This window comes from Arthrobacter sp. PGP41 (assembly GCF_002953935.1).
Taxonomy (GTDB): domain Bacteria; phylum Actinomycetota; class Actinomycetes; order Actinomycetales; family Micrococcaceae; genus Arthrobacter.
In genome coordinates, this window is sequence record NZ_CP026514.1 from 1182210 (window position 1) to 1207381 (window position 25172).

Here is a 25172-nt window from a genome sequence, read left to right on the forward strand (position 1 = left end):
AGAGGGCAGACGGGTCTCAACTAGTCAGGACGGGAACCGGGGTCGAATGACACCGGTGCAGGGGCATGCTCAGGAGTATCCCCGGGGCGGACGGCACCGGGTGTTGAAAGGTCGAAATTGAAGGCGCTTAGCCAGGCCGCCGCACCGGACGAACCCCCGGGGGCCACGCTGCTTCCGGTGCCCGAAGCGGGCACGGCAGGCGCCTGGGCAGGGGCGGGCGAGTGGCCCGCCGTCGGCTGCTCCTGGGCTGAGTCGGGGCCGGCAAAGGACGCCCGCGAAGCTGCAGACGCCTGCGCAAGGGCAATCCCACCAAGCGGCGCGGCGCCGGTAGAAGCAGCCTCAACGAACGGAATAGCCGATGTAGGCGCCGTGGAGGCAGCTTCCCCGCCCGTGCCAGCCGGGACAGTTCCGGCGCTGGCAGGACTTCCTCCGTCCCCGCTCACGAGGGGCAGGTCGGGAAGCCCAACCGGCAACGGTGCCGAGCCTGTCACCAAGTCCGAAACAGGCTGCAGTACGGGTTCAAGCGCCGGAAGCGCCTCGGCTACAGGTGGAACGACTGCCTCCGCCACTTCCACCGCCGCGGCGTCAGCTGCGTGCGCTATGGGAATGGAGATGACCGATACCGCCCCGGCCGGGACCACTTGGTTCACAACGGGCACCGAGTAAACGAGCTGGTCTGCAAGCCCCGAGGCCTCTCCCACGAAGGGCGTAACCAGTCCCGGGGAGGAAACCGGCGCAGGTGCGGGCGTGCCGGGTGCGGGAGCAACAGGCGGCTTTTCCGCCACCGAAGAAACTGAATCGGTGACGCCCCCCAACAGCGTAGTTGCGTCCGAAAGGGTATCGGCCGAAGCCGTGGATGCCGAAAACGTCAGCCACGTAAGGGCGGCAGCACCGGCAAGGAACACCGGTCGAAGGGCACGCCACGGCGAGCGACTACCAGCCATGCGTACCACCCCCAGTACTGATTGCATTCGACGATGGCTACAGCCTAAGACCGAATGTTGCATGAAGTCTAGGGCCTGCTAAAACAACTCGACAAAATCGGAAACTTCAAGTCGCAGGAATTACAGACGGTCGCGGCCCGCTAACGGAGTTTAGGCGGCGATCATGCGGTCCCCGAGCATGTGCTGTTCAGTGCCGGTCGTTCGGATAGCTGACACCGAGTTGGGCGCGGACGCCGTCAAAGAGCCGCATGGTGTTCAACGTGTCCTCCAGGGGCATGACCGGGCTCTCAGTCAGGCCCTGCTGGATGCAGCGGATTACTTCACGCAGTTCGTATGTGTACCCTCGGCCCACCACGTCAAAAGTTTCGGTTCGGCGTTCGTCCCATCCTGTGGACACCGTCAGTTCTCCGGGGTTGTTGATGGAGCCCACGCTCTGGAGGAAGCCAAGGCTGCCGGCAACGGTGGCGGTCCGGGGACCGTGCGCCAACAGGGAGGACGTAAGCTGCACCTGCGCTCCGTGGTTGTAGCCCAGGGTCAGGGCGTTCTGGGCGTCCACGCCGTCGTCGTTAATGAAGCCGGTGGCACTCACCGTCTGCGGAAAGCCAAGGGTGCCCAGGGCCCAGAGCAGTGGATAAACCGTGATGTCCAGCAGCGCTCCGCCTCCGTCCTGCCTGGCCCACAGCCTCGAGGTGGGGGAGTAGGGGGCCGGGAAGCCAAGGTCCGCTGTTACCCAGTGGACCTCGCCGAGCTCACCGGACGCTGCGATCTCGAAGGCCCGCTGCATGCTCGGCAGGAAGCGGCTCCAGACCGCCTCCATGAGGAAAAGCTTGCGGCTTCGGGCAAGGTCGATGAGTTCAGCCGCCTCGCGGGCGTTGATGGTGAAGGCCTTTTCGCACAGGACGTGCTTGCCGGCGTTGAGCGCCGCAAGCACCATCTCATAGTGCTGCGCGTGGGGCGTTGCCACGTAGACAACGTCCACTTCCTCATCTGCGAGCAGCCGCTGGTACCCGGGGACGCCGCCGACCTCGCCGTAGGCCTTCGTGAAGTCATATGCGACCGCAAAGGCCTCGGCTGTGTCCTGGGCCCTGGAGCTGACGGCATACAGTTCGGCGTCTGCGAGCAAAGCCAGGTCCTGGGACACGGAGCGGGCAATGCCGCCGGTGGCGATGATTCCCCAACGGACGGGAGTTCCGGTTGGGGAACGGGGATCCTGATCTGGCTGGTTGGACAGCCATGGCTTTGCGATCGGCGCACTCATGGTGCCCATCCTCTCATTGCAGTGCTGGACGGTTCGGCTATGACCTGCGGAAAGTGGAAGAGCGTTCGGATGTGGCTTGCGGAAAGCGCCGGGACCGCTTGGCAGTCGCGGGGAGGGGTCCCGACGGAACCTCCCCCTGCACTCAGCCGGTGGCCGGCACGGCACTTCCGGCTGCGCACCGGCTCCTCCGTCAGCTTTCCCTGCTGGAGCCGGAAGCGCCGGGCGGTCTTGTTCGCCAGGGCACGGTCGTGCGTGACCACCAGGATGGTGGTGCTGTGATGCCGGCTGAGCGAGCTGATGAGTTCGATGATGTGGTCACCGGTCTGCTCGTCCAGGTTGCCCGCAGGCTCGTCTTCCAGGATCAGCGTTGGCTGGTTGGCCAGAGTGCGGGCAATGGCCACCCTCGACGGGACGGATGCGCGCTGTGAGCAGCGCCGGGACGAGCGCGCCGATGATGGCAACGCCGAACACGGCGCCGATGCCGGCTGCGATGACCCCGGGGAGGCCTTGCAGTGACGAAGGCCACCAACTGCGACGCGCCGCCGAGCGGCCCCCGAAGGGAAAACCAGTTCAGCCGGGGAAGACGCCGCCCACAGGCATCCCGGCCCCGCCAGCCCCCCCGCCAGGCCTGCGCCGCGCCCGGTGGTGGCGCCCGCCGTCGTACTGGTGCTGTTGGTGCTGATCAGTGCTGAGGCGATGCCGCCGCTGGCGAAGGACGCCACGCCCGCCCCGGCAGCACGGCTGAGTCCTGCATGGACGAGGGCTTCCAGGACGAACTGCAGGCCGATGGTGCGGTTGGGTGCACTGGTGGGTGGAGGCAACGTCCCAAGGGAGTCGACGGTGACGATCATGCTGGGCAGGTCGCCGGGGAGTCCTGCGATGGCCTGGGCAGTGGGGAGCGTGACATAGACGGCGTTGTTGCCGAACGTGGTGCCGGCGTCGAACAGGCCCGCGACGGTGTGGGTCTGGCCAGCGCCTATCCGGTGGTGTCCACTTCCGGCCCATGCCAGTTGCCGTGACGGGTAGCGACCGGACGGGCTGGGTGGTGCTACCAGTGGTTCCCGTGGTGCCGTTGGCGGCCTGATTGCGGCCACTGCCGGCCGCCGGGCCTGCCCCGGCACCTGAAGTGGCCTGAGCGGCAGCTTCGGTGGCATTGCGGAGGCGGAGGGATTGGGTCCCGACGACGGCACTGACGTTGGGGATGGCGGCTGCGGTAGCTGCCTGCTCGGCGGTCAGCGGCTCGCCGCCACGTTCGAAGCCCTGCCCGCCGGCGGGGTTGACGGTCAGGACCGTGCCGACAGAGGCATTGAGCTCCTGGACTTTGGCGCCGACATCCTGGCCCTGGCCACCAGCATGGCCAGGGCCAGGGCGATGCGGCCGTCAGCACCGCAACGACGGCGGCGGTGCCCAGAAGTTGGGTCCCCTTTTGTGGGCACGGAAAAGCCCGGCCTCCACAAGAGGGGCCGGGCTTTCCTGCAAAGAGGTTGCTTACTTGGTGATCGGTTCGAGTACCGGGTCGCCGACGTAGGCTGTCTTCACGTTGGCGGCGGTGACAATTACGGGCTCCAGCAGGTAAGCGGGAACGGTCTTGACGCCGTTCTTGTAGGAGTCCTTGTCGTTGATCTCAGGCGTCTTTCCTGCCTGGAGGTCCTTCACCATGGTGATGGCGTGCTCAACGAGCTTCCGGGTGTCCTTGTTGATCGTGGAGTACTGCTCGCCGGCCATGATCGACTTCACGGATTCAACCTCGGAGTCCTGTCCGGTCACCACCGGAAGCGGCTTGCCGGCGCCCTTGACGGCGGTTAGGACTGCGCGGGCCAAGGTGTCATTCGGGGAGAGGACGCCATCCAGGGACTCGGTGCCGTAGCTGCCGGTTAGCAGGGTGTCCATGCGCCGCTGGGCATTTTCGGCCTTCCAGTCCTGCGTTACGGCTTTTTCGAAGGTCGTCTGGCCGGAGAGCACTTTGAGGGTGCCGTCGTCGATCTTCGGCTTCAGGACGCTCATGGCGCCGTCGAAGAAGACCTTCGCGTTGGCATCATCGGGCGACCCTGCCACGAGCTCAATGTTGTACGGGCCGCTGGGCTTCTTGGCCTTCATGCCTTCCAGCAGGGCTTGGCCCTGGAGTTCGCCCACCTTGAAGTTGTCGTAAGCCACGTAGTAGTCCACGTTCTCGGTGTTCAGGAGCAGGCGGTCGTAGGCGATAATGGTGGCGCCGGCGTCCTTGGCCTGCTGGAGCTGGGTTCCGAGCTGGGAGCCATCAAGGGCGCCCACGATGACCACCTTGGCGCCTTTGGCAATCATGGCGCTGATCTGGTTTTGCTGTTCGGCCACACCGTTGTTGGCGAACTGCACGGTGGGCTTGAAACCGGCACTGGTCAGCCCATCATTGAACAGCTTTTCCGCCAGGACCCAGTTCTCGCTGGTCTTCTTGGGAAGTGCGACGCCGATAGCGGAGTCCTGCGCGAAGCCGCCGGTTCCGCCGGTCGATCCGCCTGATGTGGATGGTTCGGAACGTCCGCAGCCCGTCAGCGCCAGTGCTGCGATCGCAGCAACTGCTGCTGCTTTTCCTGCTTTGCCAAACATTCGCATTTCTGTGTCCACTTTCTGTTGGGGGTATTGGTTCAGGAAGCTGAAATGCTCAGGCTTCCCTGGAAATGGTTTCTCGGGTGGAGGTGACTTCGTCCGGCTGCAGCGGTGTACCGGTTCCGCTGGACGGCCGGCTGAAGTTTTTCATCATCAAGCCGATGATTGATGCGCGACCTTGGGATTTGTTGTAAACGTCGATGGCCACAGCCACCAGCAGTACCAGGCCCTTGATCATGGACTGCCAGTCGGCGCCCACACTCAGAAGTTGCAGGCCGTTGTTCAGAACGGCCATGACCAGGCCTCCGACTATGGATCCGATGACGGTACCCACGCCGCCGGTCACTGCCGCGCCGCCGATAAATACGGCCGCGATCGCGTCAAGTTCCCAGCCGGTACCGTCCGAGGGGCCCGCAGAGGTTGACCGGGCAACGAAGATCATGCCGGCCAGCCCGGCGATGATGGACATGTTCATCATGACCAGGAAGTTGATCTTCTTCGACTTCACGCCGGAGAGTTCTGCCGCGTGCCGGTTGCCGCCTACTGCGTAGACGTGCCGGCCAACCACGGTCTTGGAGGAGATGAAGCCGTAGATCAACACCATAACGGCGAGGATGAGGCCGGGAACCGGGAAAGAGGTCCCCGGGCGGCCGGTGGCGAACAGATACGTGGCGTAGAGGATGGCCCCGCAGATTAGGACGAGCCTGAGGACGCTGACCCACGTTTCCGAGACTTCAGCTCCGAGTGCCTTCGCGGTACGGCGGCGCCGGACTTCGCTGAACACAACAAACGCAACGGCGGCAAGCCCGAGGAGCAGTGTGAGGTTATTGAACCCTGTGTCCGGCCCAACTTCGGGAAGATAGCCGGCGCCGATGTACTGGAACTCCCTGGGAACAGGAATCGAGTTGGACTGGCCGACAAACTGCTGCGCACCGCGGAAGATCAGCATCCCCGCAAGGGTCACGATGAACGCAGGGATGCCGACATAGGCGGTCCACCAGCCATGCCAGGCCCCAATTGCGGCGCCGAGGCCCAGTCCCAGCAGGATGGCCAGGTACCAGGGAATGTTCCAGTCGCGCATGGCGATGGCCACCACCATTCCCACGAACGCCGCCACCGAGCCCACAGAAAGGTCGATGTGGCCTGCAATGATGACCAGCACCATGCCGATGGCCAGGATCAGGATGTATGAGTTTCCGTTGAAGAGGTTGATGACGTTGCCCGGTGTGAGGGTGATGCCGCCTGTAAGCCACTGGAAGAGAACTATCAGAGCCACCAGGGCAAAGATCATCCCAAACTGGCGGGTGTCGCCACCGAAGAGTTTCTTGAGCGCGTTCATTGTTTTCGGTCCTCGTATCTGGAAGGTTCTGGAAGGCTCCAGAGGGTTAGGCGGCTTTTCGGGCTGAAGTCATCAGTTTCATCAGGCTCTCCTGGCTTGCTTCCTCTTTGTTGAGCACGCCTGTTATGGAACCCTCAAAAATGGTGTAGATGCGGTCCGAGAGTCCGAGCAGTTCCGGCAGTTCCGAGGAAATTACGATCACGCCTTTTCCTTGGTTGGCCAGTTCCTGGATGATGCCGTAGATCTCGTATTTGGCGCCAACGTCGATGCCGCGGGTGGGTTCATCGAGAATCAGCAGTTCAGGGTCCGTGAACATCCACTTGGCGAGGACCACCTTCTGCTGGTTCCCGCCGGAGAGTTTGGCTACCCCTTCCTGGACCGAAGGGGCCTTTGTCCGAAGGGACTTCCGGTACTCCTCGGCGACCGCAAACTCCTTATTTGTGTCCACAACGCTGCGTTTGCTGATCTTCTCCAGGTTCGCTGACACCGTAGTCGTTTTGATGTCGTCCAGCAGGTTCAGGCCGAGGGTTTTCCTGTCTTCGGTGACATAGCCAAGGCCTGCTTCAATGGCTTGGTGGACGCTTTTGAGGGCCACTTCCTTCCCGTGCATATAGACATGTCCGGAGACGAAGCGCCCGTAGGAGCGGCCGAACACGGAGCGGGCGAGTTCGGTGCGGCCCGCGCCCATCAGACCCGCGAACCCCACGATCTCGCCGCGGCGGACGAAGAAGCTTGAGTTCTTGCAGACCAGCCGGTCCTGCACATTGGGATGTGCAACGGTCCAGTTCTTGACCTCGAAGAACACCTCGCCGATCTTGGGCGTGTGGTCCGGGAAGCGGGATTCGAGCGCGCGGCCCACCATGCCTTTGATGATGCGGTCCTCGTCCACGCCGTCGGCCTTCACGTTCAGCGTTTCGATGGACTTGCCGTCACGGATGATGGTGATCTCATCGGCGATCTGCTCGATCTCGTTGAGCTTGTGGGAAATGATGATGCTGGTGATGCCCTTGGCTTTCAGGCCAAGCATCAGGTCCAGCAGGTGCTGGGAATCCGACTCGTTCAATGCGGCTGTGGGTTCGTCCAGGATGAGGATCTTCACGGACTTGTTCAGGGCCTTGGCGATTTCCACCAGCTGCTGCTTGCCTACGCCGATTTCCTTGATAGGCGTTTCCGGGTCCTCCCGCAGTCCCACGCGGGCCAGCAGGTCAAGGGAACGCAACCGCGCCTCTGCCCAGTCGATGACGCCGCGCTTGGTGGGCTCGTTGCCCAGGAAGATGTTCTCCATGATGGACAGCTCGGGAATCAGCGCCAGTTCCTGGTGGATGATCACGATGCCGGCGTGCTCGCTGGCCCGGATGTCCCGGAACTGCTGCACCTGGCCCTGGTAGACGATGTCCCCGTCGTAGCTGCCGTACGGGTAGACGCCGGAAAGGACCTTCATCAGGGTGGATTTGCCGGCGCCGTTTTCGCCGCAGATGGCGTGGATCTCCCCGGCCTTCACGCGGAGGCTCACATTGTCCAACGCTTTAACGCCGGGAAATTCCTTGGTGATGGACCGCATCTCAAGGATGATCGGTTCCGCTTGCGTGGTCTGGGACGTCATGAACCCTAACCCTCCAATGCAATGACTTCTTTGTCCGGCCGGCAAAGCGCAGGGCCGTCTGATCCAAAAGTAAACTGGATCACTGCTGTTGTCGTCAAGTCTTTAACGCAAACCGCGGATAACGAAACGGTCTATGTTTTGCGGATTCCTGCATGCTGGAACACCAGGGCGGCCGCCCCGAGCGCTTCGGCCCGATCTCCCAGGGAGGACATGGCAAGGGTTGTGGTCTCGCCGATGACAGGCACCGCATGCCTGATTAGGCCCCGTCTAATGGGTTCCAGGAGGATGTCGCCAAGCCCGGCCAGAGGGCCGCCCACCACAATCACTTCGGGGTTGATCAGGTTGGCCACGTTGCCCAGGGCGCGGCCTACGGCGAGGCCCGCATCGTCGATCACCCGGAGTGTGGCCGAGTCCCGGGCCAGGGCCTTGCGAACGATGTCCGCAGGTGTCAGCGGCCGGTCCTCACCACGGCTGAGGAGTTCGATCATGGTGGTGGTGGAGGCGATGGTTTCCAGGCATCCGCGATTGCCGCAGCGGCACACCAATCCCTGTTCGTGGATGGTGGCGTGGCCAATTTCGCCGGTGATCCCCACGTTCCCGTAGTAGGGCGCGCCGTTGAGGATAAGTCCGGCACCGATGCCCGATCCAATCTTGAGGAACAGCAGGTTGCTAACCCCCGAATGGTGCCCCCAGGTCACCTCGGACCAGGCACCAAGATTGGCATCATTGTCAACAAATACGGGGATATTCAGCGTTTCCTCGAGGTACTGGAGGATGTTGATGCCCACCCACTCCGGCAGGATGGCCCCCTGCGCCACCGTGCCCGTGCGCCGGTCGATGGGGCCGGGAATTCCGACGCCGGCGCCCACCACGGCCGTGCGTTCAACGCCGCTTTCCCGCAGGAGTTTCTCCAGCAGGGCCATTGCCGCCTGGACCCCTTCTTCGGCCTGGTGGCCAAGGGGAAGCATTACGGATTCCTCCGCGATCACGTGGTAACTGAGCGACGCCAGGACCACCCGGAGGTGCCGGCGCCCGAAGTCGATTCCAACGGCCACGGCCCCGTTGCTGTTTAGCCGGACGTTCAGTGCGCGGCGGCCCGAACTGGTGGTAGGTTCTGCTGACGCCAAACCGGAATCAAGCATGATCTTGACGATGTTCGAAACCGTCGCAGTGGAGAGGCCTGTCTGCCGGGCGAGTTCGGCCTGCGTGGCGGGGCCCACCATCAGGGTTTCAATGATCCGTTGCTGGTTCAGCTGCCGCAGGGCGGATTGGGAGCCGGGATTCTTGGGCTTGCTCCTCGTTGAGCGCGGGATTGCGGACATGCTAAGAAGATTGCCCTATCCGGACTCTTGTAGTCAAGAAGTTAACGCATTGGGTTGGTTTGATGCTCTCCGCAGGCGGGTAAGTCAATCTGCCCTCGGATGGGTGTTGAAGGGTGCAAACAGTCCTCGGGCCGCGGTTGCAGCCTCGGTACGCTGGACAGACGGCCCCACCCGGAGGCCCTAAATATGGAAGGTGGACCAGTGCTGCTGGCAGTTTTGCAGGCTAACTCCGCGATCCTTGATGTTGAGGCCAACTGCCGCACCATCGCCGCCGCTGCCCGTGATGCGGCTGCCCGTGGCGCGGCGGTCCTGGTCACCCCTGAGCTTTTCGCCGTGGGCTATGCCCCCCGGCGGGTGCGCGCGGAACTCGAGCCTTCCCTCCTGCCGGCGCTCCAGGAACGGCTGGCAGGGATCGCACGCGACAACGGCATCGCACTGGTCTACAGCCTGCCCCGGGTCACTGGCCAGGGGGACTGGCAGATCAGCGCCACGCTTGTGGACGCAAGGGGAAACAGCCTTCTCAGCTATGGCAAGGTGCACCTGTTCGGTCCCGACGAGCGGGCGGCCTTCAGCCCCGCCGGCGAGAGGCCCGCCGTCGTGGACTTCAACGGGATTCCCACCTCAATGGTGATCTGCTATGACGTCGAATTTCCAGAGTCCGTGCGGGCCGCGGCCGTCGGCGGGGCGGAGCTGCTGCTGGTTCCCACCGCGCTGGCCCACGGCTTTGACGACGTCCCGCAGGTCCTGCTCCGCGCCCGGGCGCTCGAGAGCCAGCTGACCATCGCCTACGCCAACCACACAGGGGAGGAGGACGGCTGCAAGTTCCTGGGCGGCAGCGTTGTGGCCGGGCCCGACGGCGGTCTGCTGGCGGAGGCAGGCGGGGAGCCGCAGCTTCTCTACGCCGAGGTGGATCCCGGCGCCGCCGCCCGTGAGCGCCGGTCCGTGCCCTACCTGGATGAGCGCCGCCCGGACGCCTACCGGTCCTGGGGCCTCTGAACCGGGCCCACGGCTAGGCGCTGTCCCGCACTTGGCCATCCGGTGCAGCGTCCTCCGCGTACTGCAGCGCGATCCACAGCTCGGCCCTGGCTTGGGCCTGCCCCAGGTCCATGCCCAGCAGCTCTGCCACGGCATTGATCTGCCGGCGCACGCTGTTGCGGTGCAGCCCAACGTCCTTGGCGGTTGCGTCCCAGCTTCCGTGGGCTGCCAGCCAGGACCGAAGGAGCCGTAGGTGTGACGCCCGGCGTTCGGCGTCGAGCTCCAGGACGGGCGCGAGGAGCCGCGCGGCCAGCAGGGCGCCCGCATCACCGCCCAGCAGGCCGGTGACGGACCACGTCAGCTCCTCTTCCCTGAGGCTCCTTCCGCCCGCTGCCACGCGTGGGCGCAAGGCGGTGGCCCGCCGATACGCGGCAGCGAGGCCGGACAGCCCTGTGGGTTCACCCACCACCAGCCGCCAGCCCAGCTGTTCCACCTCGGACAGCAGGGGCTCGTCTACTTTGAGTCGCGTCACGGCGGTGAACCCGTAGTCGGTGAGTTCCACCATTTTGGTGTCGAACAGCCTGCGCCATTGGAGCAGCTCCCGCACCGGCCCGTCGGCGGCAGGGGCGGCAGCGGCCTGGGCCCGTACCCCCTGGACCACCCGGACCTGGCCTTGCCTGGTTCCCGAGACGCTTTGGGCGAGCAAGTCCTGCAGGCTGCCCAGCCCGCGGCTGTCGCCGTCGGACAGGCTCTCCGGGTGCAGGAGCAGGGCTGTTGCAAGCTGGCTGGGGGCCAGGGAACCGCTGGTCCGCTGCCGCACGAGCAGCTCCAGCAGGCCCACCACGGAGGACACCACATTGTTCTGCGCCGGGGTGAGCGGCCTGCTTGTGCCCAGCACCAGGCTGCCGAGCGTGGCGTCCCTGGTGCTCCGGAGCGGGTGGCCGAACACCAAGGTAGATCCTTCGGACGTTTCCAGTGTTTCCGTCTCCACGCGGGGGCCGCTGCCGCTGAGGAGCCGCTTGAGCAGCGGCTGCAGCTGGGAAAGCCCGACGGCGGCCCCCGCCCGGGCGCGCACTCTCCCGTCCGTGCCCACAAGGACGGCCCATACGGGAACGCGCTGGATCAGCGCCGCCAGCAGCTCGTGTTCCGGCCGGGCGGAAAGGACCGCCCTCATGAGGTGCCGGTTGGTCTCCGCCAGCTGGCGGAACACCTGCGCGTTGCCGGATTCAAGGAGTTTTGAAAACTCGAGGCCCAGGGCGGCGAAGGGAACGGTGGCCGGGACCTCCACCAGGGTGAGACCATGCTGACGGCAAGCCGCCACCACGTGGTCCGGTACGGCGTCGTAATACGGCTCCAGGCCGAAGCCCAGGGCCGCAACCCCGGCAGCCACGAGCCGCCGGACGTACTCATCCGCCCTCTCGGGGCCGCCGCCGCCGCCGCCGTCACGGAAGGGCAGGCCGGCCGTCAGGACGAATTCGCCGTCGAGGAGGTACGGCGTGGGGTCCTCCAGTTCGCTGGGTTCCACCCAGCGCAGCGGCGCCTGCCCGTTACCGGCGTCGTTCAGCACCACCACTTCGCGCGGCAGCGCTGCCAGGAACTGGCCCAGCGTTACGGCGTCCAGCTGGTCCGGACGGTCTGTGGCGGGTGGTGCATTGCGTCTCATGAGTGAAGACTATAGGTCACTTTGCACTCGTTGAGATGCTCCTCACAACCCTACGCTGGGGAAGGGGAAACCAGTTCAACCATTCACCGACACGAACGGACGTCAACGATGACTGTGCCTACACTCTCCGGCAGCGCGCCTGCCGGCGTTAGCGGAACAAGCGGCCGCCCGACGCTGGCCGCGCAACTGCTGCGCCGCAAACCCATCGCCCAGATGGTCAGCGAGGCTGCAAGCAACAACGGCGGCCCCCGCCTGGTCCGCAGTTTCGGGGTGCTTCAGCTGACCATGATCTCCGTGGGAGCAACCCTTGGCACCGGCATCCTGGTGATCCTGGGCGAATCCGTTCCGCTGGCCGGGCCCGCCATCTGGATTTCCTTCGCGATCGCCGGCCTGGCCGCGCTGCTGTCCGCTGTTTCATACGCGGAGATGGCAGGGATGGTGCCGGTGGCAGGATCCAGCTACTCCTACACCTACGCCACCATGGGCGAGGGGATGGCGTGGATCTGCGGCTGGTGCCTGGTGCTGGAATACGCGGTGTCCGTTGCCGCAGTCGCCGTGGGCGCAGGTCAGTATGTGAATGAAACGCTGGCGGTGTTCGGTTCCGTCCTCCCGGACGCGGTGTCACAGCCGCCGGGCGACGGCGGCATGGTCAACGTCCCGGCCATGGTCATCGTGGTGCTCGCAACCATCCTCCTGGTCCGCGGTGCGAAGGAGAGCGCCTGGATCAACACGTCCATCGTGGTGGTGAAGGTGGGCATCCTGCTGTTCTTCTGCGCCGTAGCCTTCACTGCGTTCAACGCCGGGAACTTCGAGCCGCTGCTGCCAATGGGCGCCGCCGGCGTCTCAGCCGCGGCGTCCCGGGTGTTCTTCTCCTACATCGGGTTCGATGCCGCCTCCACCGCCGGCGAAGAAGCCCGCAACCCCAAGCGCGACCTGCCCCGCGCCATCATGCTCTCCATGCTGATCGTCACCACCATCTACGTCCTGGTTGCGGTTGCCGCCATCGGCGCCCGGCCGTGGGGCTGGTTCGACGGCACCGAGGCCGCCCTGGTGAAGATCCTTGAGGAAACCACAGGCCAGCCATGGATTGCCCTGGTCTTCGCGGTGGGCGCCGTCCTGGCCATCGCCAGCATCGTCCTCACCGTGCTGTACGGGCAGACCCGCATCCTGCTGTCGATGGCCCGCGACGGCCTCATCCCGGAAATCTTCGGCCGCGTTTCCCGCCGCACCGGCACCCCCGTTGCCGGCACGCTCCTGGTGGGCATCGCCGTCGCGCTCACTGCCGGGCTTGTGCCGCTCGGTGCGCTCGCGGACGCCACCAGCATCGGCACCCTGTTCGCCTTCGCACTGGTGAACGTCGCCGTCGTCTACCTCCGCCGTACGCGGCCGGAGCTGGAGCGGACCTTCCGCGTGCCGCTCTTCCCGCTCACACCCATCCTGGGGGCCGCGATGTGCGCCTACCTGATGGCCAACCTCGGCGCCGACACCTGGGTGGTCTTTGCCCTCTGGATGCTGGTGGGCGCTGCCGCCTACTTCGGCTACGGCCGGCGGAACTCGCGGCTGGCGGCCCTCAGCAACGAGGAATACCGTGGACTTGCCGGACCGCAACTTTCACCACAGCCCACACCCGAACCGTCAAAGGCAGAACTTCCATGACCATCGCCACCGAACTGCCGGCCTCAGACCCGTCCAGCACCACGGCCACCCGGGCCGCCGGCCCTACGGCGGACGGCGCCGCGGCCGGCCCCATCACCATGCTGAACCCGGACTTTCCGTTCAGCTACGACCATTACCTGGCCCACCCGGACGGCCTGGGGTCTGTTCCACCTGAACTGCTGGGGACCGAGGTGGCCGTCATCGGGGCGGGCCTGTCCGGCCTGGTCGCCGCCTACGAGCTCATGAAGCTGGGGCTCCGGCCGGTGGTCTATGAAGCGGACCAGATCGGCGGGCGGCTCCGCACCGCCTCGTTCCCCGCGGCGCCCGGAGTGGTGGCGGACCTCGGCGGCATGCGGTTCCCGGAATCCGGCAAGGCGTTCTACCACTACGTGGACCTGCTGGGGCTGGACACCCAGGAGTTCCCCAACCCGCTGTCCCCGGCAACGTCCAGCACCGTGATTGAACTCGCCGGCAAGAAGCACTACGCGGAAAAGCCCGGCGACCTGCCGCCGTTCTTCAGGGAAGTGGCGGACGCCTGGAAGGCCGCGGTCAACGACGGCGCCAAGTTCGTCGAGATGCAGGAAGCCATCCGGGCCCGCGACACGGCCCGGATCAAGGAACTCTGGAACGGCCTGCTGCCGCTGATGGACGAGCAGACCTTCTACGGCTTCATCGCGGCCAGCGAATCCTTCATGGCGGCCGGCTTCGCGCACCGGGAGGCCTTCGGCCAGGTGGGTTTCGGCACCGGCGGATGGGACACCGACTTCCCGAACTCCATCCTGGAGATCCTTCGCGTGGTCTACACCGACGCGGACGACCAGCACCGCCTCATCAGCGGGGGAGCGCAGAGGCTGCCCGAAGCACTGTGGCAGCACGCGCCGTCGGGCATGGTGCACTGGCCGGAAGGAACGTCCCTGGCCTCCCTGCACTCAGGTTCGCCGCGCGGGGCAGTCGGCCGGATCAGCCGCGACGCCGACGGCAACTTCCGGATCCGCGAACGGTGGGGCCGCGAAGCCACATACCCGGCGGTGGTGGCCACGTGCCAGTCCTGGCTGCTGTCCACCCGCATCCACACCGAGGAGGCGCTGTTCCCCGCCGAACTGTGGACAGCGATCGAGCGCTCGCACTACATGCAGTCCTCAAAGACGTTCGTCATGGTGGACCGGCCGTTCTGGAAGGACATCGACCCGGACACCGGCAACGAGGTTCTTTCGATGACGCTCACGGACCGGCTCAACCGCGCCACCTACCTGCTGGACAACGGCCCGGGCAAGCCCGCCGTCATCCTGCTTTCCTACACTTGGAACGACGACGCGCTGAAGTGGCTGGCGCTGGACGCTGATGAACGCGTGGAACTGATGCTGCACTCGCTGGAGCAGATCTACCCGGGCGTGGACATTGCCGGCCACATTGTGGGCCAGCCCATCACGGTGTCCTGGGAAGCGGACCCCAACTTCATGGGCGCCTTCAAGGCAAACCTGCCTGGCCATTACCGGTACCAGCAGCGGCTGTTCACCCACTTCAAGCAGGACGCGCTGCCGGCCTCCCAGCGCGGGATCTTCCTGGCCGGCGACGACGTTTCCTTCACCGCCGGCTGGGCGGAAGGCGCCGTGACCACCGGCCTTAACGCCGTGTGGGGCGTGGTGAACCACCTGGGCGGCTCGTCAGCGCCCGGCAACCCGGGGCCGGGCGAACTGCTGGACGCGATCGGCCCAATCAGCCTCGACTAGCCGTGTATCTGCCGGTGCGCCGCGGCTAACTCGACGTAGCGCGCCGCGTTGGCCCGGACGCCGTCGTACTCTTCGTCGGTGAGTTCCCGGCGCACCTTCCCCGGAACGCCCGCCACAAGCGAGCGGGGCGGGACCACGGTGCCTTCGAGCACCACGGCGCCGGCCGCTACCAGCGAGCCGGCGCCGATCACTGCGCCGTTAAGTACTGTTGCCCCCATGCCGATCAGGCAGTCGTCCTCCACCGTGCAGCCATGGACGACGGCGGCATGCCCCACGCTGACGCGTTCGCCCACCGTGCAGGGGAAGCCCGGGTCGGCGTGCAGCACCACGTTGTCCTGTAGGTTGCTGCCCTCGCCCACGGTGATGGCGGCAGTGTCAGCCCGCACGGACACACCGTAAAAGGCGCTGGAATCCCGGGCCAGGGTGGCGTTCCCGATGACCGACGCCGTGGGTGCGACAAAGGCGGATTCGTGGACAGCCGGGGTGTTTCCGGCGAAAGGGTAAAGAGGAGCCATGCGCCAAGCCTAGGACATCCCCGCCCCACCCCAACTAGGTAGCGCCAAGTGTCGTTTTGAACCCCCAAAACGACACTTGGCGCTACCTAGTTGGGTTCGGGGGTTAGCTGGGGTGAGGGGTGCGGAGGACCAGGAACTGGTAATGCTGCGTCCAGTGCCCGGCGCCGGGCCCCGACTCCGCACCCGTTCCCTCCGGCCACGTGACAAAGTCCTCGATCCCCCCGTGGCGCCCAAAGACTTCCCGGACCGTGGCGTCGCTGCGGCGGCTGAAAAAGCGGGGCTCGCCGGCGTCGTCCTCCGGATTCAGCACCTCTTCATCATCACCGGACCAGAGTCCGACGGCGATCGGCGCGCCGGGCGCGGCCACCCGCACCAGCTCGGCCAGGACGGCATCGATGTCGCCGGCGGGAATGTGCAGCAGCGTGCTCATCGTCCACAGGGCAGGAAAGGCGCCGTTGGGAAACGGCAGGGCCCGGGCGCTGGCCACCGAGACGTTAAGGCCCCGCCCCCTCGCACGGCGGACCTGCCCCTCGGCGAGGTCCACTCCGGTGTAGTGGATGCCGGCCTGAACGAACTTCAGGCCGTCGAGTCCGGTCCCCGTCCCCACTTCCAGGACGGAATGCCGGCCTTCGGACTTCAGCAGGGCAATAAAGCGGTCGCGTTGCTCCACGCGGTTATGCGACGGCGGGTGGTCGGCACCGGAGGCGGCACGGCGGTTGTAGAAGTCGGCGAGTCGCCGCTCTGCATCCTTGGCGGCCGGATCCATCCCGCGTCCCCGCCCTCTTGAAGACGGCCGTCAGTTAAAGACGACGGTCCGGTTGCCGTCCAGGAGCACGCGATGCTCTGCATGCCACTGCACCGCCTGGACCAGCGTGCGGCCTTCCACGTCCCTGCCCATCTGCACGAACTGCTCCGGGGTCCGGGCGTGGTCCACGCGGATGACTTCCTGTTCGATGATGGGACCCTCGTCCAGCGCCGCAGTCACGTAGTGGGCGGTGGCGCCGATGAGCTTCACACCGCGGGCATGGGCCTGGTGGTAGGGCTTGGCACCCTTGAAGGACGGCAGGAAGGAGTGGTGGATGTTGATGGCCTTGCCGGTCAGCTCCGTGCAGAGCTCATCGGAGAGGATCTGCATGTAACGGGCCAGGACGGTCAGCTCGATGTCGTGCTCGGCCATGATGCCGCGGAGTTTGTCCTCCGACTGGGCCTTGGTGTCCGGGGTGACCGGGATGTAGTGGAACGGTATGCCGTAGAACTCCGCCAGCCCGGCCAGGTCCTGGTGGTTGGAGACGATGGCGGGGATCTCGATGGGCAGCGTCCCGGAGCGCTGCTGGAACAGGAGGTCGTTGAGGCAATGGGCCGAGGTGCTGGCCATGACCAGCGTGCGCACCTTCCGGCCCACGGTGTTGAGGCTCCACTGCATCCCGAACGCCTCAGCCACCGGCTCGAGGGCCGCGCGCAGCTCGGACTTCGCGGCCGTCGTCGTCACCTCTACCCGCATGAAGAAGTTCCCCGTGGCAGGGCTGCCGTACTGCTGCGAATCCGTAATATTGCAGCCCGCCACCAGCAGGGCGCCGGCCACCGCGTGGACAATTCCGGGGCGGTCCGGGCAAGACAGGGTAACTACGTAGGCTTGGTTCAGCTGCTCTTCACTCACGCATACAAGCCTACCCGCGCAGCGGTGCCGTGGTTTGGTACGCTGAGGGGGTCGCAACTGGCGTTGGGTGGCTAACCACCAGGGAGCGGCAATCACGAAGACCACGGATCGTACGCCTGGGCCGAGGGTCATGTTTTGCCGGAATTGGGGCTGCACCCCGTCAGTACCGCAGCGCCATCCCGTGCGCGTTCACACCCTGTCATCGACGCGGTGTGAAGGTGCCCCAGCCGGTAGCCTGACCTTAGCAGTGCCCGCCTAGCCAGGAGTTTTTCGTGACTACAGCCACTTCAACCACCGCCGTCAGCAACCAGCCGCTGGCTGAGCTCGACCCCGAAATCGCAGCAGTCCTGGACCAGGAACTTGGCCGCCAGCGCGGCACCCTGGAAATGATTGCCTCCGAAAACTTCGCCCCCCGCGCCGTCATGGAAGCCCAGGGCTCCGTCCTCACGAACAAGTACGCCGAGGGCTACCCCGGCCGCCGCTACTACGGCGGCTGCGAATACGTGGACATTGCCGAGCAACTGGCCATCGATAGGGTCAAGGCCCTGTTCGGCGCCGAGTACGCCAACGTCCAGCCGCACTCAGGCGCCCAGGCCAACGCCGCGGCCCTGTCCGCCATGATCACTCCCGGCGACAAGATCCTGGGCCTCTCCCTGGCGCACGGCGGCCACCTGACCCACGGCATGAAACTGAACTTTTCCGGCAAGCTGTACAACGTGGCTGCCTACCAGGTTGAGGAAGACAACTTCCGCATCGACATGGACAAGCTCCGCGAGCAGGCCATCGCCGAAAAGCCGCAGGTCATCATCGCCGGCTGGTCCGCGTACCCGCGCCACTTGGACTTCGCCGCCTTCCGCTCCATCGCCGATGAAGTGGGCGCCCTGCTCTGGACCGACATGGCGCACTTCGCCGGCCTGGTTGCCGCCGGACTGCACCCGAGCCCGGTGCCGTACTCCGACGTCGTCACCTCCACGGTGCACAAGACCCTCGCCGGTCCGCGTTCGGGCGTGATCCTGGCCAAGCAGGAGTGGGCCAAGAAGCTCAACTCCAGTGTCTTCCCGGGCCAGCAGGGCGGCCCGCTCATGCACGTCATCGCAGCCAAGGCCGTGGCCTTCAAGATTGCCGGCACCGAGGAGTTCAAGGAGCGCCAGGAGCGTGTCCTGGAAGGCGCCAGGATCATCGCCGACCGCTTGAACCAGGCGGACGTCGCAGAAGCCGGCGTCTCCGTCCTCACCGGCGGCACGGACGTGCACCTGGTCCTCGTTGACCTCCGCAACTCCCGGCTGGACGGACAGCAGGCAGAAGACCTCCTGCACTCGGTGGGCATCACCGTGAACCGCAACGCCGTTCCGTTCGACCCCCGGCCGCCGATGGTCACGTCCGGCCTGCGCATCGGCACCCCGGCCCTGGCCACCCGCGGTTTCGGCGCCGCCGAGTTCACCGAGGTTGCCGAGATCATCGCCACCGCCCTGAAGGCCGGCACCGGCGCCGACGTCGAGTCCCTGCAGGCCCGCGTGGACAAGCTTGCCGCCGACTTCCCGCTGTACCCGCAGCACGAGCAGTGGTGACCCATGACTGAAACCACCCAGACCGCAAAGGTCCTAGACGGCAAGCTTGCCGCCGCCGCCATCAAGGCCGAGCTGGCCGAACGCGTGGCCGCACTTAAGGCCAAGGGCGTCACGCCCGGCATCGCAACCGTCCTCGTGGGCGCGGACCCGGCCTCGCAGCTGTACGTGTCCATGAAGCACAAGCAGTCCGCGGAAATCGGGATGAACTCGATCCAGCGCGAGCTGCCGGCCGATGCCACCCAGGAGCAGGTCGAGGCCCTCATTGACGAACTCAATGCGGACCCCGCCTGCCACGGATACATCGTCCAGCTGCCGCTGCCCAAGCACCTGGACACCGATGCGATCCTGGAGCGCATCGACCCCGCCAAGGATGCCGACGGCCTGCACCCCACCAACCTTGGCAAGCTGGTGCTCAACGTCAACGGCGAGATCACCTCACCGCTGCCGTGCACGCCCCGGGGCGTCATCGAGCTCCTGGAGCGCAACGGCTACAGCCTCAAGGGCAAGCATGTTGTGGTGGTAGGCCGCGGCGTCACCATCGGCCGCTCGATCGGGCTGCTGCTCACCCGGCGCGCCGTCAACGCCACGGTAACCCTGACGCACACGGGAACGGAGAACCTCTCTGAACTGCTCCGGCAGGCGGACGTCATTGTGGGCGCGGCCGGTGCCAAGCACATCGTCAAGGCCTCCGACGTGAAGCCCGGCGCGGCCGTGCTGGACGTCGGCGTCACCCGGGAAACCGATCCCGGGACGGGCAAGAGCCGGGTTTACGGCGACATCGACCCCGCCGCTGCTGAAGTGGCCGGCTGGATTTCACCGAACCCCGGAGGCGTCGGTCCCATGACCGTGGCGCTGCTGATGACCAACGTGGTGGAAGCCGCGGAACGCCAGGTGGCGCAGGAAAGCGGCTCGGGAAGCGCCTAGCGCCAGGCCAAAGCAGCAACGCCCGACGGCGGCACGCACCTTTTGCACGAAAGGCGCGTGCCGCCGTCGGGCTTTTAAGCGCAGAAGTGGCAGTCCCCTTCCACCTGCGCCGCAGCTCTACTAGTCTGCGGAGGGTGCACAACAAAGCCGCCGTGCCGCCGGGCGCAGCAGTCGGCCCTGTCCAGCCTGCCGCCGGGCCGCGAAGCGAAGACCACCGTACGGTCATTACGGCAGAGAACCTGATGAAGACCTACGGCGACGTGGCCGCCGTGGACGGAATCTCCTTCAGCGTCCCGGCGGGGGAGTCCTTTGGCCTGCTTGGCCCGAACGGTGCCGGGAAATCCACCACCATGAAAATGATCGGCGGCGTCACCCGGCGCACCTCCGGAAACCTTCGCATCCTGGGCCTCGACCCGGACTCGCACGGGCCCGAAGTGCGGGCGCACCTGGGCGTGGTGCCGCAGCAGGACAACCTGGATGAGGAGCTCCGGGTCCGGGACAACCTCCTGGTCTACGGACGCTACTTCGGCCTGCCCATGAGCTACCTGAAGCCGAAGGCCGACGAACTGCTGGAATTCGCGCAGCTGACGGACAAGGCGAAATCCAAAGTGGACGCGCTGTCCGGCGGCATGAAGCGGCGGCTGACCATCGCGCGTTCGTTGATCAACGAACCCCGGATCCTGCTGCTGGATGAGCCCACTACCGGCCTGGACCCGCAGGCCCGGCACATCCTCTGGGACCGCCTGTTCAGGCTCAAGGAGCAGGGCGTCACCTTGATCCTGACCACGCACTACATGGACGAGGCCGAGCAGCTGTGCGACCGCCTCATCGTGGTGGACAAGGGCCGGATCATGGCAGAAGGCTCGCCCGCCCAGCTGATCCGGGAGCACTCCACCCGGGAGGTGGTTGAGCTGCGGTTCGGATCCGAGCGGAACACCACCATAGCCTCGGAACTGGAGGGCATCGGGGAACGGCTGGAGGTCCTCCCTGACCGGGTGCTGATTTACGCGCACGACGGCGAGTCCGCCCTTGAGCAGGTGGCGTCCCGCGGGCTGCGCCCGCTGACATCGCTGGTGCGCAGGTCCTCACTGGAGGACGTGTTCCTGCGGCTGACGGGCAGGAGCCTCGTTGACTGAGGCTGCGGCCACGAAGGCCTTGCGGGCCCACAGCCCCGAAGTTGCTGCAGCCAAGGCCCGGCGCTGGGGAGCGTTCTATTATGCGGAGCAGGTGCTCCGGGTAATGAAGAGCTACGGCTGGTCCATCCTGATGTACAGCGTCGGCCAGCCCGTGGCCTACCTGTTTGCCATGGGGGTGGGCCTGGCCACACTGGTGGACAACGGCGACGCTGCGGCTTTCGGCGGCGGTAGCTACCTCGCCTTCATTGCGCCGGCACTGCTCGTCTCTGCCGCCGTCATGACCGCGGCCAATGAATTCACGTTTCCGGTGATGGCCGGGTTTAAATGGCGCCGGACCTACTACGGCCCGCACGCCTCGCCGCTGACGCCTGGCCAGATCGCGGCCGGACACATCATGGCGGTGACACTGCGCCTGCTCGTGCAGTCGGCGATCTATTTCGGGGCTGTCGCCCTGTTTGGTGCCGCCCCGTCGGGCTGGGCGTGGGCCGGCATCCTGGCGGCAACCCTCGCCGGGTTGTCCTTCGGGCTGCCGCTGATGGCGTACTCGGCGTCGCTGACGGAGGACAAGGGGCAGTTCGCCCTGGTGATGCGGCTCGTTGTGATGCCGCTTTTCCTGTTCTCCGGCACGTTCTTCCCGCTGGAGACCCTCCCGCTTGCCGTCCGCTGGGTCGGCTGGATTTCGCCGATCTGGCACGGCACCGAACTGGGCCGGGTGCTCAGTTACGGGTATAAGGAGCCGCCGGTCCTCACCCTTGTCCATGTTGGCGTCCTGGCCGGACTCGCGGTACTTGGCTGGGTCCTGACCCGCCGCCGGTTCGCCACGAGGATGGCGCAATGAGCCGCGCGGTGGGGGCAACGGCGGAGGCGGACGCTGTGGAGGAGGCCCGCAGCAGGGCCTTCGGCGCCCTGTATTCAAGGAACGCCCGGGCGGTGATTTCGCGCGGACTGAAAGCGACGCTGGGCGGCCACTGGCTGATCATGCTGTCCGGTTTTTTCGAGCCGGTCCTGTTCCTGCTCTCCATGGGCGTGGGCATGGGGGCGCTCGTGGGCGATGTGGAAGGGCCAGGCGGAGCGCCGATCAGCTACGCGGCCTACATCGCACCGGCCCTGCTTGCCGTCTCGGCGATGAACGGCGCGGTGTACGACTCCACCTGGAACGTTTTCTTCAAGATGAACTTCGGCAAGCTGTACCAAGGCATGCTGTACACGTCCCTTGGACCGCTGGATATCGCCCTCGGCGAGATCTTCCTGGCCCTCCTGCGCGGCATGCTGTACGCCACGGGCTTCACGGCGGTCATGGGCGTCATGGGTTTGATCACCACTCCGTGGGCGCTGCTGATGATTCCCGGCTCGGTGCTGATCGCTTTCGGCTTCGCCAGCATCGGAATGGGTATCACCAGCTTCATGAAGACGTTCCAGCAGATGGACTGGATCACTTTCCTCATGCTGCCCATGTTCCTGTTCAGCGCCACGTTCTACCCCCTGAGCGTCTACCCGCAGGCCATCCAGTGGCTCATCCAGGCAATGCCGCTGTGGCACGGGGTGGAACTCCTGCGCCAGATCAGCGCTGGCTCCTTCACGGCCGCGACGCCCGTCCACGTGGGCTACTACCTGGTGATGACCGCCGTCGGCATGCTGCTCACCACTGTCCGCCTGCGCCAGCTCTTCCTGAAGTAGCCGCCAAACCGGCTAGCGAAGTATCCCCCAACTAGGTAGCGCCAAGTGTCGTTTTGGGGGTTCAAAACGACACTTGGCGCTACCTAGTTGGGAATGTTCGCCGGGGGTGGAAGGAGGCGGGAGCATGCCTAGGGGTTTGAGAGAATGGGTGCATGCAATCTCTGGGCAGCTCCAAGTCATCCTCCAAACCCGCCAGGGGCGGATTCTCCATGTTCCGCATCAGCGGCCCGGGACTGATGGTCCTGGTCACAGCATTCATTGTGGCCGTAATCTTTGCGGCCAACCAGAACGACGTCGTGGGCTGGGTTGTGGCCGTCATTGCAGCCTTCTGGCTCGCGCTGGCCTGCTTTGTGGTGTTCAGCATCCAAAAGGCGGCCAAGAAGGCCGGCGCCAAGCTTAGCGAAGCCCAGAACGCCTTCACGTCCGCTGCAGGGCGCGGCCCGTACTCCGCGGCAGACCACGGCGGAACCAGGGTTGTTGCCGAGCGCAGCCAGGCTGAGGAGGTCCGCGACCTCAAGCTGGACCACTCGTTCAAGATTGTCCAGGTGCAGGTCCGCGTGGTGGAGGAGGAGCGCGCCAAGGGTGCCGCCGCCAACCAGGACACCATCCACAGGGCACTGGAAACCATTGAGATCACGGCCACCAACGCCAGGGACATGATCAAGTCCTCCGGCAGCAGTGGAGAGCCGGTCACCGGAACCATCATCGACTAGAGTGGAGCGGGTGAGCTCGGCATTGAACAAGGACCACCTTCGCATCGCATCCGTCAACGTCAACGGCCTCCGGGCTGCCTTCAAGAACGGCATGGCGGCGTGGCTGGAGCCCCGCGAAGTGGACATCCTCTGCCTGCAGGAAGTCCGCGCCCCGGACGCCATCGTGCGCCAGCTGCTGGGCGAAGGCTGGCACATCCTGCACGCCGAAGCTGAGGCCAAGGGCCGGGCCGGCGTCGCTATCGCATCGCGCGAGGAGCCACTGGAAACCCGCAACGGCATTGGTGACGACTACTTCGCCACGGCCGGGCGCTGGGTTGAGGCGGACTTCCGCCTGCGGGATGCGGCGGGGCAGCCTGTGCAGCTCACCGTTGCCAGCGCATACGTCCACTCCGGCGAGGTGGGCACGGCGAAGCAGGATGACAAATTCAGGTTCCTGGATGTCATGAGCACCCGGCTCCCGGAACTGGCCAAGCACAGCGACCACGCCCTGGTGGTGGGTGACCTCAACGTTGCGCACACGCGGCTGGACATCCGGAACTCAAAAGCCAACGTCAAGAAGGCGGGCCACCTGCCGGAAGAACGCGTTTACTTCGACAGGTTCTTCGGCGAGGAAATCGGCTGGCATGATGTGCACCGCAACCTGGCTGGACCGGTTGACGGGCCATACACCTGGTGGTCGCAGCGCGGCAAGGCCTTTGACAATGACACCGGCTGGCGCATCGATTACCACCTGGCCACCCCGGCGCTGGCTGCCTCCGCGATCTCTGCGGTGGTGGACCGTGCGGCGTCGTGGGATACCCGCTTCTCCGACCACGCCCCGCTGGTAGTGGATTACCAGCTCTAAGCCCCGAAGGTTTCCTCCCACATGACTACCCCAACTTCGCCAGCCGCAAAGAAGCGCATCCTCTCCGGAGCCAAGCCCACGGCCGATTCCCTGCACCTGGGCAACTACATCGGCGCCGTCCGCAACTGGGTGGACATGCAGGCTGAGTACGACGCCGTCTTCTTCATCCCGGACCTGCACGCCATCACCGTGGACTTCGACCCGGCTGAGCTGGCCAAGCGCACCCGGATCGTTGCCGCACAGTACATCGCAGCGGGCATTGATCCGGACAAGAGCATCTTCTTCGTCCAGTCCCACGTGCCCGAACATGCGCAGTTGGCCTGGGCATTGAACTGCATCACCGGTTTCGGCGAAGCCTCGCGCATGACCCAGTTCAAGGACAAGACCCAGAAGTCCGGCGCTGACGCCGCCACCTTGGGGCTTTTTGCCTACCCCACCCTCATGGCTGCGGACATCCTGCTGTACCAGACGGACCTGGTGCCGGTAGGGGAGGACCAGCGGCAGCACCTGGAGCTCACCCGGAACCTGGCCCAGCGCTTCAATACCCGCTTTGGTCCTACATTCACCGTCCCCGAGGCGACCATCGTCAAGGAAAGCGCCAAGATCTACGATCTGCAGAACCCCAGCGCCAAGATGTCGAAGACCGGGGAATCCCCCAACGGGGCCATCCAGCTCCTGGAGGACCCGAAGGTCGCGGCCAAGCGCATCAAATCGGCAGTGACGGATGCCGGAACGGAAATCCGGTTTGATACGGAGGAGAAGCCCGGCGTCTCCAACCTGCTCACTATTTACTCGTCCTTGACCGGAAAGACGGTGGCCGAGCTCGAAGCCGAGTACCAGGGCAAGATGTACGGCCATCTTAAGGTGGACCTTGCGGAGGTAGTGGTGGACTTCATTACGCCCCTGCGGAACCGCACCAACGAGCTGATGGCCGATCCGGCCGAGCTGGACCGCCTGCTCGCACACGGGGCCGAGCGCGCCCGTGAGATTGCCTCGGTGACCCTCGCCCGGGTATATGAGCGCATGGGTTTCCTTCCCTCCCTCAGCCTCGCCGGAGTCCACTAG

General features: G+C 65.5%; 21 protein-coding genes, 1 pseudogene and 1 riboswitch. Of the genes and pseudogenes, 11 read left to right on the forward strand and 11 right to left on the reverse strand.

Translation table 11 applies throughout. From position 1 onward, the window contains the following. Window positions 1–20 precede the first annotated feature (20 nt). The 7 genes and pseudogenes from C3B78_RS05400 to C3B78_RS05435 form a co-directional block, all read right to left on the reverse strand. Entirely contained in the window at window positions 21–944 is a 924-nt protein-coding gene (locus tag C3B78_RS05400) for a hypothetical protein (RefSeq protein ID WP_104997155.1), read from the reverse strand. Between the two features lie 187 nt (window positions 945–1131). After that, window positions 1132–2202 carry a Gfo/Idh/MocA family protein gene (locus C3B78_RS05405; RefSeq protein WP_104997156.1) on the reverse strand — a complete coding sequence of 357 codons (1071 nt, stop codon included), beginning with the start codon at window positions 2200–2202 and terminating at the stop codon, window positions 1132–1134. 167 nt (window positions 2203–2369) lie between these two features. Next, window positions 2370–2606: pseudogene (locus C3B78_RS05410) on the reverse strand (ABC transporter ATP-binding protein); the annotation flags it as partial. Between the two features lie 1084 nt (window positions 2607–3690). Next, entirely contained in the window at window positions 3691–4791 is a 1101-nt protein-coding gene (locus C3B78_RS05420) for a substrate-binding domain-containing protein (protein ID WP_104997157.1), read from the reverse strand. A gap of 49 nt (window positions 4792–4840) precedes the next feature. Further along, window positions 4841–6124, reverse strand: coding sequence for a multiple monosaccharide ABC transporter permease (gene mmsB, locus C3B78_RS05425; RefSeq protein ID WP_104997158.1), 1284 nt, complete (start codon window positions 6122–6124; stop codon window positions 4841–4843). Window positions 6125–6170: 46 nt separating this feature from the next. Continuing rightward, the gene (gene mmsA, locus C3B78_RS05430) at window positions 6171–7727 is read right to left on the reverse strand and encodes a multiple monosaccharide ABC transporter ATP-binding protein (RefSeq protein WP_104997159.1); all 1557 of its coding nucleotides are present in this window, start codon (window positions 7725–7727) and stop codon (window positions 6171–6173) included. Between the two features lie 131 nt (window positions 7728–7858). Then, window positions 7859–9049, reverse strand: coding sequence for an ROK family transcriptional regulator (locus C3B78_RS05435; RefSeq protein WP_104997160.1), 1191 nt, complete (start codon window positions 9047–9049; stop codon window positions 7859–7861). Window positions 9050–9235: 186 nt separating this feature from the next. On the opposite strand from C3B78_RS05435, the gene C3B78_RS05440 reads away from it, so the two are divergent. Then, the gene (locus C3B78_RS05440; RefSeq protein ID WP_104997161.1) at window positions 9236–10045 is read left to right on the forward strand and encodes a carbon-nitrogen hydrolase family protein; all 810 of its coding nucleotides are present in this window, start codon (window positions 9236–9238) and stop codon (window positions 10043–10045) included. A 13-nt stretch (window positions 10046–10058) separates the two neighbouring features. Here C3B78_RS05440 and C3B78_RS05445 read toward each other — a convergent pair whose 3' ends face one another. Continuing rightward, complete coding sequence (locus C3B78_RS05445; protein ID WP_104997162.1) at window positions 10059–11687, reverse strand: PucR family transcriptional regulator; 1629 nt, start codon at window positions 11685–11687, stop codon at window positions 10059–10061. Between the two features lie 108 nt (window positions 11688–11795). Between C3B78_RS05445 and C3B78_RS05450 the strand changes: the two genes are divergently transcribed. Both C3B78_RS05450 and C3B78_RS05455 read left to right on the forward strand, forming a co-directional pair. Further along, window positions 11796–13343 (forward strand): amino acid permease, encoded by a 1548-nt coding sequence (locus C3B78_RS05450; RefSeq protein ID WP_104997163.1) that lies wholly within the window; start codon window positions 11796–11798, stop codon window positions 13341–13343. Next, window positions 13340–15073 (forward strand): flavin monoamine oxidase family protein, encoded by a 1734-nt coding sequence (locus C3B78_RS05455; protein WP_199775339.1) that lies wholly within the window; start codon window positions 13340–13342, stop codon window positions 15071–15073. The genes C3B78_RS05450 and C3B78_RS05455 overlap by 4 nt, the downstream gene beginning before the upstream one ends. Here C3B78_RS05455 and C3B78_RS05460 read toward each other — a convergent pair. The 3 genes from C3B78_RS05460 to purU form a co-directional block, all read right to left on the reverse strand. Then, window positions 15070–15588 carry a gamma carbonic anhydrase family protein gene (locus tag C3B78_RS05460; RefSeq protein ID WP_104997164.1) on the reverse strand — a complete coding sequence of 173 codons (519 nt, stop codon included), beginning with the start codon at window positions 15586–15588 and terminating at the stop codon, window positions 15070–15072. The two genes, C3B78_RS05455 and C3B78_RS05460, sit on opposite strands and share 4 nt — an antisense overlap. Window positions 15589–15691: 103 nt before the next feature. Further along, window positions 15692–16354 carry a class I SAM-dependent methyltransferase gene (locus tag C3B78_RS05465; protein WP_104997165.1) on the reverse strand — a complete coding sequence of 221 codons (663 nt, stop codon included), beginning with the start codon at window positions 16352–16354 and terminating at the stop codon, window positions 15692–15694. A 30-nt stretch (window positions 16355–16384) separates the two neighbouring features. Continuing rightward, window positions 16385–17245 carry a formyltetrahydrofolate deformylase gene (gene purU / locus C3B78_RS05470; protein WP_104997166.1) on the reverse strand — a complete coding sequence of 287 codons (861 nt, stop codon included), beginning with the start codon at window positions 17243–17245 and terminating at the stop codon, window positions 16385–16387. A 43-nt stretch (window positions 17246–17288) separates the two neighbouring features. Further along, window positions 17289–17374, forward strand: a riboswitch (ZMP/ZTP riboswitch). Between the two features lie 143 nt (window positions 17375–17517). On the opposite strand from purU, the gene glyA reads away from it, so the two are divergent. The 8 genes from glyA to trpS all read left to right on the forward strand — a co-directional run bounded on the left by glyA (window position 17518) and on the right by trpS (window position 25172). After that, complete coding sequence (gene glyA, locus C3B78_RS05475; RefSeq protein ID WP_104997167.1) at window positions 17518–18813, forward strand: serine hydroxymethyltransferase; 1296 nt, start codon at window positions 17518–17520, stop codon at window positions 18811–18813. A gap of 3 nt (window positions 18814–18816) precedes the next feature. Next, window positions 18817–19737 carry a bifunctional methylenetetrahydrofolate dehydrogenase/methenyltetrahydrofolate cyclohydrolase gene (locus tag C3B78_RS05480; RefSeq protein WP_104997168.1) on the forward strand — a complete coding sequence of 307 codons (921 nt, stop codon included), beginning with the start codon at window positions 18817–18819 and terminating at the stop codon, window positions 19735–19737. 134 nt (window positions 19738–19871) lie between these two features. Continuing rightward, the gene (locus C3B78_RS05485; RefSeq protein WP_396136740.1) at window positions 19872–20873 is read left to right on the forward strand and encodes an ABC transporter ATP-binding protein; all 1002 of its coding nucleotides are present in this window, start codon (window positions 19872–19874) and stop codon (window positions 20871–20873) included. Next, window positions 20866–21711 carry an ABC transporter permease gene (locus tag C3B78_RS05490; RefSeq protein ID WP_104997169.1) on the forward strand — a complete coding sequence of 282 codons (846 nt, stop codon included), beginning with the start codon at window positions 20866–20868 and terminating at the stop codon, window positions 21709–21711. The genes C3B78_RS05485 and C3B78_RS05490 overlap by 8 nt, the downstream gene beginning before the upstream one ends. After that, entirely contained in the window at window positions 21708–22550 is an 843-nt protein-coding gene (locus tag C3B78_RS05495) for an ABC transporter permease (protein ID WP_104997170.1), read from the forward strand. Before C3B78_RS05490 ends, C3B78_RS05495 begins: the two co-directional genes overlap by 4 nt. Window positions 22551–22702: 152 nt before the next feature. Next, entirely contained in the window at window positions 22703–23263 is a 561-nt protein-coding gene (locus C3B78_RS05500; protein ID WP_104997171.1) for a hypothetical protein, read from the forward strand. Window positions 23264–23273: 10 nt separating this feature from the next. Next, the gene (locus C3B78_RS05505; protein ID WP_104999653.1) at window positions 23274–24107 is read left to right on the forward strand and encodes an exodeoxyribonuclease III; all 834 of its coding nucleotides are present in this window, start codon (window positions 23274–23276) and stop codon (window positions 24105–24107) included. 21 nt (window positions 24108–24128) lie between these two features. Then, the gene (gene trpS, locus C3B78_RS05510) at window positions 24129–25172 is read left to right on the forward strand and encodes a tryptophan--tRNA ligase (RefSeq protein WP_104997172.1); all 1044 of its coding nucleotides are present in this window, start codon (window positions 24129–24131) and stop codon (window positions 25170–25172) included.

Excerpts from the sequence above, each read along its gene's own strand:
- C3B78_RS05460 (WP_104997164.1), bottom strand. The coding sequence starts at position 15,588 with ATGGCTCCTCTTTACCCTTTCGCCGGAAACACCCCGGCTGTCCACGAA.
- mmsA (WP_104997159.1), bottom strand. The coding sequence starts at position 7,727 with ATGACGTCCCAGACCACGCAAGCGGAACCGATCATCCTTGAGATGCGG.
- C3B78_RS05465 (WP_104997165.1), bottom strand. The coding sequence starts at position 16,354 with ATGGATCCGGCCGCCAAGGATGCAGAGCGGCGACTCGCCGACTTCTAC.
- C3B78_RS05435 (WP_104997160.1), bottom strand. The coding sequence starts at position 9,049 with ATGTCCGCAATCCCGCGCTCAACGAGGAGCAAGCCCAAGAATCCCGGC.
- C3B78_RS05450 (WP_104997163.1), top strand. The coding sequence starts at position 11,796 with ATGACTGTGCCTACACTCTCCGGCAGCGCGCCTGCCGGCGTTAGCGGA.
- C3B78_RS05445 (WP_104997162.1), bottom strand. The coding sequence starts at position 11,687 with ATGAGACGCAATGCACCACCCGCCACAGACCGTCCGGACCAGCTGGAC.
- C3B78_RS05480 (WP_104997168.1), top strand. The coding sequence starts at position 18,817 with ATGACTGAAACCACCCAGACCGCAAAGGTCCTAGACGGCAAGCTTGCC.
- C3B78_RS05400 (WP_104997155.1), bottom strand. The coding sequence starts at position 944 with ATGGCTGGTAGTCGCTCGCCGTGGCGTGCCCTTCGACCGGTGTTCCTT.
- mmsB (WP_104997158.1), bottom strand. The coding sequence starts at position 6,124 with ATGAACGCGCTCAAGAAACTCTTCGGTGGCGACACCCGCCAGTTTGGG.
- trpS (WP_104997172.1), top strand. The coding sequence starts at position 24,129 with ATGACTACCCCAACTTCGCCAGCCGCAAAGAAGCGCATCCTCTCCGGA.
- C3B78_RS05495 (WP_104997170.1), top strand. The coding sequence starts at position 21,708 with ATGAGCCGCGCGGTGGGGGCAACGGCGGAGGCGGACGCTGTGGAGGAG.
- C3B78_RS05455 (WP_199775339.1), top strand. The coding sequence starts at position 13,340 with ATGACCATCGCCACCGAACTGCCGGCCTCAGACCCGTCCAGCACCACG.
- C3B78_RS05405 (WP_104997156.1), bottom strand. The coding sequence starts at position 2,202 with ATGAGTGCGCCGATCGCAAAGCCATGGCTGTCCAACCAGCCAGATCAG.
- C3B78_RS05440 (WP_104997161.1), top strand. The coding sequence starts at position 9,236 with ATGGAAGGTGGACCAGTGCTGCTGGCAGTTTTGCAGGCTAACTCCGCG.
- C3B78_RS05420 (WP_104997157.1), bottom strand. The coding sequence starts at position 4,791 with ATGCGAATGTTTGGCAAAGCAGGAAAAGCAGCAGCAGTTGCTGCGATC.
- C3B78_RS05500 (WP_104997171.1), top strand. The coding sequence starts at position 22,703 with ATGCAATCTCTGGGCAGCTCCAAGTCATCCTCCAAACCCGCCAGGGGC.